This is a genomic window from Parvularcula maris (assembly GCF_024505085.1).
Taxonomy (GTDB): Bacteria; Pseudomonadota; Alphaproteobacteria; order Caulobacterales; family Parvularculaceae; genus Parvularcula; species Parvularcula maris.
The window spans coordinates 58,603-74,250 of sequence record NZ_JANIBC010000004.1 but is presented as its reverse complement, the minus strand read 5'-3'; the positions used below and the strand labels follow the sequence as shown (position 1 = coordinate 74,250).

General features: G+C 65.0%; 15 protein-coding genes, 1 tRNA gene and 1 pseudogene. 7 read left to right on the top strand and 10 right to left on the bottom strand.

Going from position 1 to position 15,648, the window contains the following annotated elements:
• Positions 1 to 203: 203 nt before the first annotated feature.
• From NOG11_RS07360 to NOG11_RS15145, 6 genes and pseudogenes are all read right to left on the bottom strand, one after another.
• The gene (locus NOG11_RS07360) at positions 204 to 476 is read right to left on the bottom strand and encodes a DUF2312 domain-containing protein (RefSeq protein WP_256619076.1); all 273 of its coding nucleotides are present in this window, start codon (positions 474 to 476) and stop codon (positions 204 to 206) included.
• 116 nt (positions 477 to 592) lie between these two features.
• The gene (locus NOG11_RS07355; protein WP_256619075.1) at positions 593 to 943 is read right to left on the bottom strand and encodes a restriction endonuclease; all 351 of its coding nucleotides are present in this window, start codon (positions 941 to 943) and stop codon (positions 593 to 595) included.
• Positions 889 to 1,527, bottom strand: a complete 639-nt coding sequence (locus NOG11_RS15150) for a winged helix-turn-helix domain-containing protein (RefSeq protein WP_256619074.1) — start codon at positions 1,525 to 1,527, stop codon at positions 889 to 891. The genes NOG11_RS07355 and NOG11_RS15150 overlap by 55 nt, the downstream gene beginning before the upstream one ends.
• Before the next feature lie 250 nt (positions 1,528 to 1,777).
• Positions 1,778 to 1,854, bottom strand: a tRNA-Arg gene (locus tag NOG11_RS07345).
• An 81-nt stretch (positions 1,855 to 1,935) separates the two neighbouring features.
• On the bottom strand, positions 1,936 to 2,442 hold the full coding sequence (locus NOG11_RS07340) for a DsrE family protein (RefSeq protein ID WP_256619073.1): 507 nt from the start codon (positions 2,440 to 2,442) through the stop codon (positions 1,936 to 1,938).
• A 37-nt stretch (positions 2,443 to 2,479) separates the two neighbouring features.
• Positions 2,480 to 2,821 (bottom strand): annotated as a pseudogene (locus NOG11_RS15145) (arsenate reductase family protein); the annotation flags it as partial.
• A gap of 94 nt (positions 2,822 to 2,915) precedes the next feature.
• On the opposite strand from NOG11_RS15145, the gene rpe reads away from it, so the two are divergent.
• From rpe to NOG11_RS07305, 6 genes are all read left to right on the top strand, one after another.
• A complete protein-coding gene (gene rpe, locus NOG11_RS07330) occupies positions 2,916 to 3,581 on the top strand; it encodes a ribulose-phosphate 3-epimerase (RefSeq protein ID WP_256619071.1) in 666 nt (221 codons plus the stop codon).
• 113 nt (positions 3,582 to 3,694) lie between these two features.
• Entirely contained in the window at positions 3,695 to 4,930 is a 1,236-nt protein-coding gene (locus NOG11_RS07325) for a UDP-N-acetylglucosamine 4,6-dehydratase family protein (RefSeq protein WP_256619070.1), read from the top strand.
• A gap of 167 nt (positions 4,931 to 5,097) precedes the next feature.
• Entirely contained in the window at positions 5,098 to 6,663 is a 1,566-nt protein-coding gene (gene purH, locus NOG11_RS07320; protein WP_256619069.1) for a bifunctional phosphoribosylaminoimidazolecarboxamide formyltransferase/IMP cyclohydrolase, read from the top strand.
• Positions 6,664 to 6,703: 40 nt separating this feature from the next.
• Entirely contained in the window at positions 6,704 to 8,128 is a 1,425-nt protein-coding gene (locus tag NOG11_RS07315) for a Glu/Leu/Phe/Val family dehydrogenase (protein WP_256619068.1), read from the top strand.
• 99 nt (positions 8,129 to 8,227) lie between these two features.
• Positions 8,228 to 9,145 (top strand): AEC family transporter, encoded by a 918-nt coding sequence (locus tag NOG11_RS07310; protein ID WP_256619067.1) that lies wholly within the window; start codon positions 8,228 to 8,230, stop codon positions 9,143 to 9,145.
• Positions 9,146 to 9,285: 140 nt separating this feature from the next.
• Positions 9,286 to 9,849, top strand: coding sequence for a VPLPA-CTERM sorting domain-containing protein (locus tag NOG11_RS07305; RefSeq protein ID WP_256619066.1), 564 nt, complete (start codon positions 9,286 to 9,288; stop codon positions 9,847 to 9,849).
• 50 nt (positions 9,850 to 9,899) lie between these two features.
• Here the strand turns inward: NOG11_RS07305 and NOG11_RS07300 are convergent, their stop codons facing one another.
• Both NOG11_RS07300 and NOG11_RS07295 read right to left on the bottom strand, forming a co-directional pair.
• Positions 9,900 to 10,859 carry an Hsp33 family molecular chaperone gene (locus tag NOG11_RS07300; RefSeq protein WP_256619064.1) on the bottom strand — a complete coding sequence of 320 codons (960 nt, stop codon included), beginning with the start codon at positions 10,857 to 10,859 and terminating at the stop codon, positions 9,900 to 9,902.
• Positions 10,860 to 10,862: 3 nt separating this feature from the next.
• The gene (locus NOG11_RS07295; protein ID WP_256619063.1) at positions 10,863 to 11,723 is read right to left on the bottom strand and encodes an ABC transporter permease; all 861 of its coding nucleotides are present in this window, start codon (positions 11,721 to 11,723) and stop codon (positions 10,863 to 10,865) included.
• Positions 11,724 to 11,951: 228 nt separating this feature from the next.
• Here NOG11_RS07295 and NOG11_RS07290 point away from each other — a divergent pair, with 228 nt between their 5' ends.
• Entirely contained in the window at positions 11,952 to 12,449 is a 498-nt protein-coding gene (locus NOG11_RS07290; protein WP_256619062.1) for a GcrA family cell cycle regulator, read from the top strand.
• 132 nt (positions 12,450 to 12,581) lie between these two features.
• Here NOG11_RS07290 and NOG11_RS07285 read toward each other — a convergent pair whose 3' ends face one another.
• A complete protein-coding gene (locus tag NOG11_RS07285; RefSeq protein ID WP_256619061.1) occupies positions 12,582 to 14,660 on the bottom strand; it encodes a penicillin acylase family protein in 2,079 nt (692 codons plus the stop codon).
• An 80-nt stretch (positions 14,661 to 14,740) separates the two neighbouring features.
• Positions 14,741 to 15,592: a choice-of-anchor L domain-containing protein gene (locus tag NOG11_RS07280; RefSeq protein WP_256619060.1), complete on the bottom strand. Its 852-nt coding sequence runs from the start codon at positions 15,590 to 15,592 to the stop codon at positions 14,741 to 14,743.
• Between the last annotated feature and the right edge of the window lie 56 nt (positions 15,593 to 15,648).

Below are 15,648 nucleotides of genomic sequence, written 5' to 3'. Positions count from 1 at the left end.
CCGCTTCGGCATGCCGCTAGGGCGGACAGGCCCACTCTACGCTATCCCCCTCCCCGGCCAAGGGTTGGAGGGCGAGCGACGATGAGAGAAGAAGCGCGAACGTGGAGCGAGTTGTCCGCCTCCTCGCGCTTCAGCACAAGAGCTGCAGGGCCTGCTCTGCCGGTTCTATCGGTGGTCGCTGCCCCGATGCAGAGGCCAATGGTTCAGCCTTCGCCGATGGCCGAAAGGTAGAGCTCCAAAAGCGCCTCCTGCTCCTGGCGGTCGGCGCTGTCCATCTTCCGCAGGCGCACGATCTGGCGCATCACCTTGGTGTCGTAGCCCTCGCCTTTCGCCTCGGCATAGACCTCCTTCACCTGGTCGGCGATCTCCTTCTTCTCCTCCTCGAGCCGCTCGACGCGCTCAAGGAACAGACGCAGCCGCTCGCCGGCGACGGTGGAGGTAGCGGAGGGTTCAAATGCGGCGCTGCCGTCGGCCATGGAGGGTCTCCTAGGATGCTGTGATCAACCGGCGAGAAGCATCGCCCCCCTCCCCTCCCCGGTCCAGCGGCAGTTTCCCCCAAAGGGGGGATTGCAGTCTCTTGAAGAGGGCTGAGCTAGAGGCTGCCGAACCACTCCGGCTTCACTGTCACCCGCTCCACCAGCTCGGTCTCGACGCCCAGGCTGTACTCCTTCAGCAAGGAGCAGAGCCGTTCGCCGTCGATCAGGTCGATCGCGATGGCGCCGTCGCGGGCCGCCTCCTCGGAGGCCTGCTTGGTGAAGGTGCCCGTGGTGACGAACAGCCCCTTATCCGCCCGCCCCTGAAGAGCGCCGCGGAAGTCCCGGATCTCCTTCGAGCCGACGCTGCCGGTGTAGCGCTTGCACTGGAAGTAGACCTGAAAGGTAACGAGGTTCACGCGCAGGACGCCGACGCCATCGATGCCGCCGTCGCCGGTCTTGCCGCGCACCTCGACCCTGACGAACCCGCCTCGCGCAAAAGGCGCTGAGCCAGCCGTTCGAACGCCGAGGGGTCCATGGAACGAAGCGCCGTCAGGAGCTCGCTGCGCCAGTCGTCCGACAGCTCTACATCTGGCACTGGGTCATCGTCGTCGAAGGCAAAAGCCTCGTTGCCCTTCGGCTCGGGGGCTCCAGCATCCTTGCGGGCCTGGCGCTTGCGGCGGGCACGCTCGCGCTCCTCCGACTGAACCTGCTCGTAGATCGCCTTGGTCTCATCCAGGCCAGTGATCTTCTCCCCCTTGTCGGTCAGGGTCCATACGCCTCGGGCGGAGTTGTCCACTGCCCCGCCGCGTTTGAGATAGGTCCGTGCCCAGGCGAGATAGTAGTCGAGCCGCGTGCTACGGCCGTCCTTGTGCGGAAAGGCCTGCTCTTCCTCCGAGATGCTCTCAAGCTCCACCACCTCATCCGCGATCTCCTGGATCGAGCCCGAGCCGCCGATGGCGCGAAGAGCGTTGAGGGTCGCGAGCATCATCCCCGGCAGGCTCGGCAGGCCCTCACGCCCCACCGCGAACAGCCGCTCGTCTTTCCGCTCCATGAACCACGCTCCCTCTATCCGGTGGCCGATGATTTAAGCGGAAGCGCTTAACGAACCCAGCAGGCTGATGAGTCTCGGGGGCTGACGCCCTTTCACAACGGGCAAGCCCGCCCGTCGAAGAACATCTGGCACGCTAGACAAAGAACGTCGCCCCTATTCGGGCGGAGTCAGAACGGGTGCGAAGGACACGACCGTGTCCCGGCCGGTCAGGCCGCCCCCGCGGAGGTGTCACGCACCGTGAGCGAAAAGATGGCGCACCGGGGAGGATTCGAACCCCCGACCCCCAGATTCGTAGTCTGGTGCTCTATCCAGCTGAGCTACCGGTGCGCGGAGAGGGGCGTATGGCCTATGGCGGGGCGGCTTGCAAGCGGTGAAGGGTGAAAAAAGTTGGCGCCTCCCCTCTCCTGTTCAGAACGGCATGGAGTGGTAGCCGTCCTCCATCAGGCTGGCATGGGCGGTCATGGCGGAGAGGGCGATTTCGACGCCGGGGATCAGAGCCTCCGGCGGCACTTCGAGACCGGCGAGGCTCTGGCCGCAGACGATGAAGCGGACACCCTTCCCTAGAAGAGCCTCGACCATGGCGCGCTGGCCGTTGCGCTTCTCCGCCGTGACGTCGCCGACTGCCGAGCCGTGGATGACCACCACCATGTCCAGCGGCCGAGGGTCGAGGCCGCCCTCCCCGTGCATGTTGAGGAGGCGGGCGACTTTGCCGATATGGGGGCTCTCCTCGCCCTCCTTACCGGCCCGCGCGACGTCGAAGACGACGCGGAAAGCCTGCCCATCGGGCGGGGTGAAGCTCGTCTCCATATCGGCGATCAGGCCGTGCTCAGGAAGGACATCGCCGGGCTTGAAGCTGTCCGGTAGGTCCTGGGCGGCGATGGTGGCGAGGATGAAAGTCAACGGCAGGAGGGGCATGATCGGGCTCTTTCGGTGAGGGCTTTGTTACGACTTAGAGAAGCTCGTCGACGGTTTCGGCGGGGCGGCACAGGCGCACGCCCTTCGGGCTCGCGACGAGGGGGCGCTCGACCAGCGAGGGGTGCTCCAGCATGGCGTCCAGGATCTGCTCGTCGGTGACGCCTTCCTCGAGAAGGCCCAGCTCTTCCGCTGGCGAGCGCTTCTTCCGCATGGCCTCGCTCGGGGTAAGCCCGGCGGCGGCGAAGAGTGCCATAAGCTGCGGCCTCGTCCAGCCCTCCGCCAGGTAGTCGACGACGAGGGGCTCGTGACCCGCTTCCTCGATGGCGGCGAGCACGCGGCGGGAGGTGCCGCAGTTCTTGTTGTGGTGGATGACGATCACGGCTTCGCTGCTCCGATGGTAGGGTATGGAGGGTCCGGTTTGCCGCCACCGGTGCGGCTTGGCCAGCACCTCGCTGCGCGCTATCGGGCATCCTATGAGCGTTCTGATCAGCCCCTCCGTTCTCGCCGCCGACTTCGCCCGCCTGGGAGAGGAGGTGCGCGCCGTCGATGAAGCGGGCGCCGATATGATCCACCTCGACATCATGGACGGGCATTTCGTGCCGAACCTGACCGTCGGGCCTGACGTGGTGAAGGCGCTGAGGCCCTACTCGGACAAGCCCTTCGACGTGCATCTGATGATCACGCCGAACCCCGCCATCGTGGAGAGCTTCGCCGAGGCGGGGGCCGACCTCATCTCGGTCCACCCCGAGCCCGACCCCCATATTCACCGGACGCTCCAGGCGATCAGGGCCATGGGAAAGAAGGCCGGCGCGGCCATCAACCCCGGCACGCCGGTGGAGATTCTCGAGCCCCTCTACGAACTTTGCGACGTAATTCTGGTGATGTCGGTGAACCCCGGCTTTGGTGGACAAAGCTTTATGCCAGCCTCGGTTGAGCGGATAAGACACATTCGCCGCAGGATCGACGAGCTGGGCCTCGACACGATCCTGGAGGTCGACGGCGGCGTGAACCCTGAAACCGCGCCGAAAATCATCGGTGCCGGCGCCCACGCCCTGGTAGCCGGGACGGCCATCTTCCGATCGAAAGAGAACAGTTACGCAAAAGCAGTCGAGCGGCTACGCCTGGGAACAGCCGTTTAACCTCGGTGTTACTGACTGAACCGACAGTCTGGACATCAATAAGGTCTTCGTGAAACGTCATGTCTCGTGGTAAGAAGTTCGTGGGCAGGACAAAGGCGAGTAGGGCATCAGGGATGTTTTTCAGCAAGCGGAAGACCAGTAAAACTCAACAGGATAAGAGCATCGCTGAAAAGCCGGACCCGTGTGTTGTCGGCGACATCGACTTCTGTCTCGAAGAGCTTCTGGGGCGTAAGCCCAAGGGTGTGGACTCGGAGAACATCCGTCACCTGATCGAGGGCGAGTCCGTCATGGTGACGGGCGCGGGCGGCACCATCGGCAGCGAGCTCTGCCGCCAGATCATCAAGCTGAACCCGGCCTGCCTGATCCTTGCCGATAATGGGGAGCACAACCTCTACCAGATCGACCGCGAGCTGCGCGGCCAAGGCCATGGCGACCGGCTGACGCCGCAGCTCGTCAGCGTCTGCCAGCGCGACCACGTCATGCAGGTCTTCAAGGAGCGCCGCCCCTCGCTGGTGATCCACGCCGCCGCCATCAAGCACGTGCCCATCGTCGAGGTGAACCCCTGCGCGGCGGCCCTGACCAACGCCGCGGGCACCAAGAACGTCCTCGATGCGGCGATCGAGTTCCGCTGCAACAAGGTGGTGCTGATCTCCACCGACAAAGCGGTGAACCCGACCTCCTTCTACGGTGCGACCAAGCGCCTGGCCGAGCTCTACGCCCAGGCCCTCGACGTGGCGCAGACCGATACGCGCTTCGTCACCGTGCGCTTCGGCAACGTCCTCGGCTCCACCGGCTCGGTGGTTCCCCTGTTCAAGGAGCAGATCAAGGCAGGCGGTCCGGTCACGGTCACCCATCCTGACGTGCAGCGCTTCTTCATGACCGTGAGCGAGGCGGCGACCCTGGTGCTGACGGCGGCGAGCCTCGAGGAGGAGAACGGCGTTCTCAGCCATGACGGGCGCATCTTCGTCCTCGATATGGGCGAGCCGGTGCGCATCACCGCGCTGGCTGAGCGGATGATCGAGGCGGCGGGCCTCAAGCCCCACGAGGACATCCCCATCGTCTATACGGGCCTGCGCCCCGGCGAGAAGCTGTTCGAGGAGATCTTCCACTCCCTGGAGAAGCTCTTGAAGACCGGGACGGACGGTGTGCTTCTGGCCTCGCCGACCATGATCGACCTACCGCTTCTTCTGCCGCGCTTCTCCGATGTGATCCGCTACGCCAAGTCTGGCGAGACCGAGGCGCTGCGCGAGGCGGTCCATCATCTGGTGCCGGAGTTCAGACCCAGCGCCGAGCAGGCTCCCACGCCGCAGGAAGAAGTCCCGCCGGTTAGGCAGCAGCGCGCTTCCTGAGCAGCCGCATCACGGCCCGGCACGGATAGAGAGCAGCCTCTCTCAAAGGGCGAGGCTGCGGCGCACGATCCGGGCATAACGCTGCGGTGCTCTTGCAGTGGGCACGGGGCGGGCGATAGAGGCGGAGCAACCGATCCGCCCTTTGCTCCAGGAGCCCCCTGCCCCCCATGACCGACCGCTTCATGCCGCGCCGCGCCCTTCTTTCGGTCTCCGACAAGGGAGGTCTGATCGCGTTCGCCGAGGCGTTGGCGGGGCACGGCGTCGAGCTTCTCTCCACCGGCGGCACGGCGAAGGCGCTGCGCGAGGCGGGCCTTATCGTCACCGATGTGTCTGAGGTCACCGGCTTTCCCGAGATCATGGACGGGCGGGTGAAGACGCTTCATCCCGGCGTTCATGGCGGGCTTCTGGGCCGTGAGGGCACGGACGACGCGGCGATGAGTGAGCACGGCATCGCGCCGATCGACCTTCTCGTGGTGAACCTCTACCCCTTCGAGGAGAGCGTGCGCAAAGGCGCAGGTGAAGAGGGCCTGGTCGAGACCATCGACATTGGCGGCCCGGCCATGATCCGAGCCGCAGCGAAGAACTTCGAGCGGGTCACCGTGGTCACCGATCCCGAGGACTACTCGGCAGTGCTGGCCGAGCTGGCCGCAGGCGGCACGACGAAGGACTTCCGCCGCCAGCAGAGCTCCATCGCCTACGGACGGACGGCCGAGTACGACCTCCTCATCAGCCAGACCCTCGACCACGGCCATCTTCCGGCGCGGCGGACGGGGATGGTGGGACGCCTCGTCTCCCCCCTCCGCTACGGCGAGAACCCGCACCAGGCGAGCGCGGTCTACAGGACCGCGGAGCTGCGCGAGGGCGCGCTGTCCGCCGAGCAGCTTCAGGGCAAGGAGCTCTCCTACAACAACCTCAACGACACCGACGCCGCCGTGGAGCTTGCCGCCGAGTTCACCGGCAGCGAGCCCGCCGTGGTCATCGTCAAGCACGCGAACCCTTGCGGCGTGGCGCTCGGCAGCTCGGTTGCAGAGGCCTACAAGCGGGCACTCGCCTGCGACCCTGTCTCGGCCTTTGGCGGTATCATCGCCTCGAACAAGCGCATCGACCGCGCGGCTGCCGAGGAGATCACCAAGATCTTCACCGAAGTGGTCATCGCCCCCGGTATCGACGAGGACGCGCGGGAGCTCTTCGCCAAGAAGAAGAACCTCCGCCTGCTGACGCTGCCCTCCCTGCCCTCCCCGGATCAGGCGCGCATGGCGCTGAAGCAGATCGGGGGCGGCTTCCTCTTCCAGGACCAGGACACACGCGTCACCGAGGATGACCTCAAAGTGGTCACCAAACGGGCGCCCACGGAGGGTGAGCTGGCGGACCTCCGCTTCGCCTTCACCGTGGCCAAGCACGTCAAGTCGAACGCCATCGTCTATGCCAAGGACGGCGCCACCGTCGGCGTCGGCGCGGGCCAGATGAGCCGCCTCGACAGTGCACGCATCGCGGTCAGGAAATCCCAAGACGCCGCGGAGGTTGCAGGCGCCAAGGAACCCTTAGTCAAGGGATCCGTGGTAGCGTCCGATGCCTTCTTCCCCTTCGCCGATGGGCTTCTGGCGGCGGCGGATGCGGGAGCTACGGCGGTGATCCAGCCAGGCGGCTCGATGCGCGACGACGAGGTGATCCAGGCCGCCGACGAAGCGGGGCTGGCCATGGTCTTCACCGGCATGCGCCACTTCCGGCACTGAGTAAGAGAACAACGACAAGAGAACGAGCGAGGAAACGAGAATGGCTCAAGAGCATATGGAGCGCGAGACCACCTTCCGCGAGAGCGTCGACATCATGTTCGACCGGGCCGCGTCGCATCTCGACGTGTCCGAAGGCCTCAAGCACAAGATCAAGGTCTGCAACTCCGTCTACGCCGTGCGCTTCGGCGTGCGCCTACGCGGCGACATCCACACCTTCACCGGCTACAGAGCGGTGCACTCGGAGCATTTGGAGCCCGTCAAGGGCGGTATCCGCTACGCCACCTCCGTCAACCAGGACGAGGTCGAGGCGCTCGCGGCACTGATGACCTATAAATGCGCCATCGTGCAGGTGCCCTTCGGCGGCTCCAAGGGCGGCCTTGCCATCAACCCGCGCGACTGGGACGAGGACGAGCTGGAGCGCATCACCCGCCGCTTCACCTACGAGCTCGCCAAGCGCGACCTCATTCATCCGTCCCAGAACGTTCCGGCCCCTGACATGGGAACCGGCGAGCGCGAGATGGCGTGGATGGCGGACCAGTACAAGCGCATGAACCCGACAGACATCGACGCGGCGGCCTGCGTCACCGGCAAACCCCTCGGCTCGGGCGGTATCGCAGGCCGGGTCGAGGCCACGGGCCGCGGTGTTCAGTACGCGCTGCAGGAGTTCTTCCGCCACCCCGAGGATATGGCCAAGGCAAGTCTGACCGGCACCCTCGACGGTAAGCGCGTCATCGTCCAAGGGCTCGGCAATGTGGGCTACCACGCCGCCAAGTTCCTGTCCCAGGAGGACGGCTGCAAGGTGACCGCCGTGATCGAGCGCGACGGCGCCATCGTCGACGAGAACGGCATCGACATCGACGAGCTCAAGAACTACATCAACCGCGCCGGCAAGGTGAAGGGCTACCACCACGGCCAGTATGTCGAGGACGGAGCAAAGGCGCTCGAAAACGACTGCGACATCCTCATCCCGGCGGCCATCGAGGGCTCGATCTGGCGCGGCAATGCGGCCAACATCAAGGCGAACCTGATCATCGAAGCCGCCAATGGTCCGGTCACGGCTAATGCTGACACCATCCTTCGCGAGAAGGGCACGGTGATCATCCCCGACATGTACGCCAATGCGGGCGGCGTGACCGTCTCCTATTTCGAGTGGGTGAAGAACCTCAACCATATCCGCTTCGGCCGCATGCAGCGGCGCGAGGACGAGAAACAGAAGACCATGCTGCTGCACGAGCTCGAGAAGGTCACGGGACAGAAATTCTCCGACGAGTTCGTGGCCAAGTTCGGGCGCGGCGCCGACGAGATCGACCTCGTCCGCTCCGGCCTCGACGACACCATGCGCGGCGCCTATCAGAGCATGCGCGAGGTCTGGCACGGCATTGACGGCATCGAGGATATGCGCACGGCGGCGTACTACGTCTCGCTGCGCGACATCGCCAACAGCTACCGCAGTTTGGGACTGTAATCCCCGTAGGGCGGAACGCGAAGCTTTCCGCCTTCCGAGGTTTGAGACACCGCGCGGCGGATGGCTTCGCAATCCGCCCTACGGACTGAGGACAGGGCCATGGGTGACATCGTTCAGGGCCTCGTCCCCATCGCGGCGGCGATCTTCATCGGCTGGGGTGCACGGAAGACCGGCCTCATCCCCGCCGAGCTTTGGGGCGGGGTGAACAAGCTCGCCTATCTCGTCCTTCTTCCCGCCCTCCTCTTCGTCACCATCGCCAGTGCCGGGTCGTTGGGGGGCGAGGCAGCGCCTTTTCTGGTGATCGCTACCGGGGCGTTCGTGGCCATGGCGGTGATCGCGCTTCTCCTGAAGCCGGTGCTGCATACGGATGGCCCCAGCTTCACCAGTGTCTTCCAGGGCGGGCTTCGCTGGAACGGCTTCGTGGTGCTGGCTCTTGGACAGCAGGCCTTCTCCGCCGATCAGGCTGCCCTCCTCGCCCTCGTCTTCGCGCCCACCGTGCCGCTCATCAATGTCCTCTGCGTCGCCGTTCTCTCCGTATGGGGAGCGCATGAGGGCCGGGTCAGTCCCAGCCGCGTCGCCTTCCGCATCGCCACCAACCCCCTGATCCTGGGATGCGGGCTCGGCGCCCTGGCGAGCTTCACCCCTCTTCTACGCGAGCCGCTTCTTCTCGATACGGCCGAGCTGGTCGGACGCGGCGCCCTACCGCTGATCCTCTTGACGGTGGGAGCCAGCCTCGACTTCTCCGCCATCAGTGCGAAGCCCGCCATGCTCGCTGCGGCTACGGCGCTCAAGCTCCTCGTGGCCCCCGCCGTCTTCATCGGCCTCGGCATGGCCTTCGGCCTTCCCGCCGACATCATCCCTGTCCTCGCTGCCGTCGGCGCCGCACCGGGCGCGGCGTCGAGCTACGTGCTGGCGAAGGAACTCGGAGGCGATGCCGAGCTGACGGCGGGACATGTCACCGTCACGACTGTCCTCGCCTTCCTCAGCTTCCCCCTCTGGATTGGTGCAGTGAGCTGATCCTGGTGAGGACTCTTCCGCTCTTTTGGTGGTGCGCCTGCAGAAAAGAGTTGCGCAAAGGTAAAAACTACTCACACTAACGTGATCGGATGCTCCTTCGTGGGGAGGGGGCGCCTTGATCTCAATGATGGGGGAACATCATGAAGCATCTTCTTGCGTCCGCCGCGGCGCTCGCCACCCTGTTAGGCGCGAATGCCGGTGCGGCTATCGTCTCGGCTGAAGCCGACTGCGACATTACTGGCACCAACCCGAACGGCATTCAGTGCGGCACCAATGACCGCCGCGACCTTTCGAACGTGGAGTTCAGCAGCACCGGCGACGGTGACTTCTTCTCGCTGGGTCTGGGCGGTTCCGCCACCTTCGAAGTCGATCCGGCTTTCAACAATGGCGGCGTAATGATCGAGGTCACGAATGGCAGCCGGTCGAACTATGTGGAGACGGTGACCATCGCGGTCTCGGCAGACAACATCACCTTCACCGACATTGGTACGTTCGACAACAGCCAGGGCCTGACCAGTTTCAGTTTCAACGTGCCGGGCGGCCCCTTCTCCTTCATCCGGTTCACCGATGAGACGACGGGCATTCCGAACGGGGACGGCTTCGACATCGACGCGTTTTCGGTCCAGGCCGTGCCGGTTCCGGCAGCGGCGCTGCTAATGCCCCTCGGCCTCGCAGCCCTCGCCCGCCGCAAGCGCAAGGCGTAGGCGCACCGCATAACGAGCGGGCGGCGGGCTCAGCCCCGCCCGCTCGGCCTCTAATCGTCCTTGAACCGCTCGCCGGTCTCGTCGAGTTCGAATCGGTACTTCTCGCGGCAGAAGTCGCAGGACACCTCGATGGCGCCGTCCTCGATCATGTCCTCGATGTCCGCCTTCGTGTACTGAGCGAGAACGTTGGCGATCTTCTCGCGGCTGCAGGTGCATTCGAAATGCGCCGTGCTCGGCTCGAAGACCCTCACGCCGTCCTCGTGGTAGAGGCGGTAGAGGAGCTGCTCCGGGCTCACCGTGGGGTCCAGAAGCTCGTCCGCCTTCACGGTCTCCAAGAGGATCGCCGCGCGGTTCCATGCCTCGCGGTCATCATCGGCCATGATGACCTCTTCGCCGCGCTCCCGCGTGCCGCCTTCAGCCGCCATGAACTGCACCATGGCACCGCCCGCGCGCCAGGTCTCGCGGCCGTTCTCGTCGGTGACCTGACCGACGGCGAGCTCGATGGCGGTGGGGATCTGCTCGGACTGGGCGAAATAGGCCACCGCCGCCTTGCCGACCGTCGGACCCTCCAGGGGAACCACGCCCTGGTAGCGCTCCATATCCGCGCCCTGGTCGATGGTCATGACCATGTGGCCCTTGCGCAGGAGAAAGTGGAGCTCCGGCCCCTCGGCGCGGCCTGCAATCTCCTCATGACCCTCCTGGATCTTGGCCGTGGCCCTCAGCGCACCGCCCGCCGTGTAGTCGGCGACGATCATCGAGACCGGGCCGTCCCCTTGCGCCTGAAGGATCAGCTTGCCGTCAAACTTCAGGCTCGCACCGAGCATGGCGACGAGCGCCGCCGTCTCGCCGATGAGCTGCTTGAGGGGGCGGGGAAAGTCGTGCCGCGACAGAAGCTCGTCGATAGCCGGGCCGAGGCGCACCACGCGCCCGCGCACGGGAAAGTCCCCCACCTGAAAGGGGATGACGACATCGTCTTGCGGACCGCCGGACTGGGGGGTCTCGTCGAACATAGGCTAGGCCTTAATCTTATAACCGCTCTTGAAGAGGAGGTAGGTGGCGACGATGGCAAGGGCGGACAAGGCCGCCGTGGTCAGCACCCCTAGAATGACCGAAGCGTCAGAGACGCCGATGAAGCCCCATCGGAACCCGTCGATGAGGTAGAAGAGCGGGTTGAAGCCCGACACGTCCGCCACCCATTCGGGCAGCCCCTCCTTCCTGACGCTGTAGAAGGTGCCCGAGAGGAAGGTCAGCGGCGTGATGACGAAGTTGGAGATGAGGGCGAGCTGGTCGAACTTCTCCGCCCACATCCCGGCCATGGCGCCGAGCGCACCGAGGAACAGGCTGGCGGCGACCGAGAAGTAAAGGATCGCCAGGATGTTGTGAATGCCGAAGGGACCTCCGCTCACGATCATGAAGGCGGCGATGGTCACCGCCGTCACGCCGCCTACAAGAAGCCCCCGCGTCGCCGCCCCCAGCACGAAGGCTGCCGTCAGCTCAGCGGCCGAGAGCGGGGGCATGAGGATATCCACCAGCGAGCCCTGCACCTTGCCGATGATGAGCGAGCTGGAGGCGTTCTGAAACGCGTTGGACAGGACCGCCATCATGATGAGGCCCGGCGGCAGGAAGGCGGCGAAGGGGACGATCTCCCCCTCCATCGTGACATCCCGGCCCGTGCCGAAGGCGACGAGGAACACGGTCAGGTACAGCATGGTGGTGATGATCGGGGCGAAGACCGTCTGCGCCGCCACCTTGATGAAGCGCATCACCTCTTTCTTGTAGAGGGTCCAGAGGCCGAGCCAGTTCACCGCGCCGAAGCGCCGCTCGCCGAAGGCGGGAGCGTCGACCTCTCCGGCAGTATGGGTATCGAGAGCCATGGGGTTTGGTTCCTTCCTCGGAGGGCCGGGCTTACCAGTGCCGGGAGCAAGAACAAGCTTCGGGTGTGGACAAAAACGCCGCTTCCCACATCTAGACGTTCATAACTCGGTAACCATCCATCTTGTGCATTAGGCGCCGAACGGTCACAACATCTGGGAGATAGAGCGAACCTCATCCCAGATTTGGGGTTAGCTTGGAAGAAGCGCAGACGAGCGGGAGTGAAGCCGATGGCATGGACCGAAGAACGCGTAGAGGAGCTGAAGACGCTCTGGGGTGAGGGCCACTCCGCCAGCCAGATCGCGGCCAGGATGGGCGGCGTGACCCGCAACGCGGTGATCGGCAAGGTTCACCGCCTGGGCCTCTCCGGCAGGGCCGCACCCGCCAAGCCCAAGGCGGTCGCAGCGCCGGAACCGAAGGCAGAGGCGCCCAAGAGCGAGGAGCGCGCAGCGCGTCCCCGCGCCTCCAGCGTGCTGCGCAACCTGCCGCCGATCACCGATCTCGGCACGGACCGGCTGACGGTCTCGACCATCGGCACCGACGAGTGCAAATGGCCGATCGGCGATCCGGCGTCGGAGGACTTCCACTTCTGCGGCCAGGCGGCGTCGGGGGGCAAACCCTACTGCGCCTACCACGCTCAGCTCGCCTTCCAGCCCTCCACCGCCAGGAAAGAGCGCAAGAAGAGCGCAGCGCCCGCCCTGCCTCGGCCGATCAGGGCGGTGGGGTAGATCCCCTTCTCGGGACGCTCTCCCACGGCTTGTCCGTGGGACCCAACTCCTGAAGGTTTAAGTAGCGAGCCATCGTTTGGAGCTGGGCCCTATGGACCGCTCAGTGGCCATAGGAAGGCGTGACTTGGTACGTTACTCCAGCGCCGCCGCCTTGCGCCAGTCGGGCAGCGGCGCAGGCTTCAGCCGCTCGGTAGCGAACAGCTCCGCCTGATCGGCGTAGTGCGGCGAAGCGGGGCGGCCCATGGCCGCGCCGAAGGGGTAGATGGTCCTCGCGTCGAGCTCTCCGTCCGCGGACCACTTCACATAGGCGATATAGCCGTCGCCGTTGAGGCCGTGCATCCTTCCGTCCTCGTCAAAACCCCAGTAGATGGCCCTCAGCGCATCGGGTCCGCCGAAGAGCGGGAGATCGGCCTCGCCGCGGCGAAGCCGGGACAGCTCGCCCAGCGGCGGATCGAGGCGGCCGAAATGGGTGCGCAGATGCTCGGCGGCCTCGGTCAGCGCGGCTTCGTGGGTGGGCATGTCGTGCCAGCCGCGAAGGCCGAGATAGAGGTTGTAGATCACCAGCGCGCCGATGGCGTCCGCCTCCCCTTCCCCGTCGAGGACGTCGTCGAAGCGGCGAAGCAGCGCGAAGGCCTCGGCATCGACCTCTTCGAGAGAAGCGTCCCTGACGAGGGCGCCGAAAGCCTGCCCCAGGGGTGAGCCCCGGTCGTAGCCTTTGTCGTACTTGATCTCGTCCAGCACCTCGTCCGTGAACGGACCGGCATGGGCGCGCATCAGCGCGAGGGCTCGGGTGATGCGGTTGGTCACGTTGGGCTCGAGGCCCACGAGGTCTTCGAAATCGGCTGGGTCGAGCGTGTTGCGCTCGGCTGTCGCTAGGAAGGGCGTGTTGTTGGCGTTGACGAGCCAGCCGCTTTCCGGGTTCACATAGTAGGGCAGGTTCTCGAACGGCTCGTAAGAGGTCCAGACAAGTGCCGGATCGTCGCCGGGCAGCACACCCGACCAGTCGAGTTCGGTCGAGCGCTCCGGGAACTGAGCGTTGTAGAGATAGGCGATGTTGCCCTCGGCGTCGCCGTAGATGAAGTTGGTGGAGACGATGTACTGCATCCGCATCGCATCCTCCCAATCGGCGAAGGATTTGGCGCGGTTGAGGCGGTAGTACTGCTCGAAGCTGCGCACCTCGCCCATGCCGGCATAGCGGACGGCGTAGACGCCCTGATCGGTCTTCACCGCCGGTCCGTGGACGGAGAAGTGGATGGTCCTGGGCACCGGCACGATGAGCGGACCCATCTTCACTTTCAGCCAGACCCGTTCCTTCTCGAGTTCCCGCCACTCATCGCCAAAGCGGTAGCGGTTCCCGCTCTCATCCATCTCCAGCCGGTAGACGTCGGTGAGGTCGGGCACGTTGACCGTGTTGGTCCAGGAGAGGTGATCATTGTACCCCATGAGGATGAAGGGCACGCCGGGGAAGAGCGGTCCCGCCATGGACCATCCCTCGCCCGAGGCGATGCGCGCCTCGTACCAGGCGGCGATCCCCTCCCAGGGCTGGTGCGAGTTGGAGATGAGCACGGTCGAGCCGTCGGCCCGCCGGGAGGGCGCGATGGCGAAGGCGTTGGAGCCTCGCGCCTCGGCTGGGGACGATGCCGGCTCGCCCTCGATGGAGCCGTCGATCACCGCCTCGAGCACGCCGTCGAGACCGTAGAAGAAGGGGGCCACCAGGACGAAACCGGCGATCACGTCCTCGCCGGTCACCGGGAAGAGCTCCTTGCGGAGGATCTCATCCAGATGATCCGAGGCGTAGGCGTTGATGCCCGCCGCGTAGCCATCGGCCATGGCGCGGGCTCTCGGGGTGAGGAGGCCTATGTTCCGCGCGGTAACGCGCTGCGCCTGGACCATGCGCCCGACCACGTCGACGATGGCGCCGTCAGGGCCGTTGATGGCCGCCGACTGACCCTTAATAGGCGCGATGCGCTGCTGGATGGTGGCGAAATCGTCCTCGGCATGGGCGTAGGCCAGACCGAAGGCCACCGCCGGATCGGTCTTGCCGTAGACGGAGGGCACACCGTACTCGTCCCGCTCGATGAGATAAGGTGCAGGCGGAGAGGCTTCCGCCAGCTCCCCCTTGATACGCTGCCAGACCAGCAGGTTCTTGCCGATGATGAGTAAAAGCAGCACGGCGACGAACGTCGCCAGGCCAGCGGCCAGTCTTGCCATTCTTGGTGCCTCCCCGCCCAAGTGATCCGGGCTTGCCTTTAACTAGCACACCCGGACCCTTGGCCAAGAAGGCTCTTACATCAGCCGCGTCTGCCGCGGACCGCGCGAAGCGCCGCGAGGCCTCCGAGCATCAGCGGAAGGCCGGCGGGGATCGGCACCACCGGCCCCGTCGGGTCGTCGACGCCGCTGTCGAAGGTGCCGCCCTGGATGAAGACTGCAGAATCGAAGTCTTCGTCGCCGACATCGGCAATAACGATGGTGGCCGTGAAGACACCGGTACCGAGATCGGAGGTCTGGGCGACCAAAGGCACGGTGAAGCCGTCGAAGACGAAGGCGATCGGGCCATCGATCTCTCCTATCTCGTCGTCGACTTCCCCGTTAGGCACGAAGAACTCGCTGTTGTCTTCGATATTGACGTTGTTGATGTTGACCACATCGCCGCTCACGAGCGCCAGGTCCTCTTCACCGACGATCAGCCGGAAGGCGTCGATGAACTCGCTGTCGACGAACTCCGGATACTCTTCCGATGCGAAGACGTAGTTGAAGGCGATGTCCGAACCTGCGCTCGGGTCGTCGAAGGAGAACGAGAACGTCAAGGTGGCCGCGTCGTTGCTGTCTTCGATCAGATCAGTCCCCGCACCGCCGAGTGTTCCTCCCAGAAAAGTCGAGGACGGACCATCGCCGATGTCGCTGACATCCCCAGTGGAGAGCACGATTCCCGTTGCGAAACCAACGGTGTCGGTGCCGTCGGTGAAGGTGCCGAACTGGATAGATGCACCGGTGAGGGTAGGCGTGCCGACCAAGGTGATCCCCTCACCTAGGATAGCATTGACCAGTGCAGTAGCGTCGTCTGTCTGAGTTACAGTAATGGCTTGAGCAGAAGCAAAACACAACACCGCCCCGCTCGCAATGGTGGCGAGCAGATTTCTCATCGTTTCCCCTTCTCATGTGAACGATGAGTGCTTCAAAGCTGAGGCAGCCAGATTCA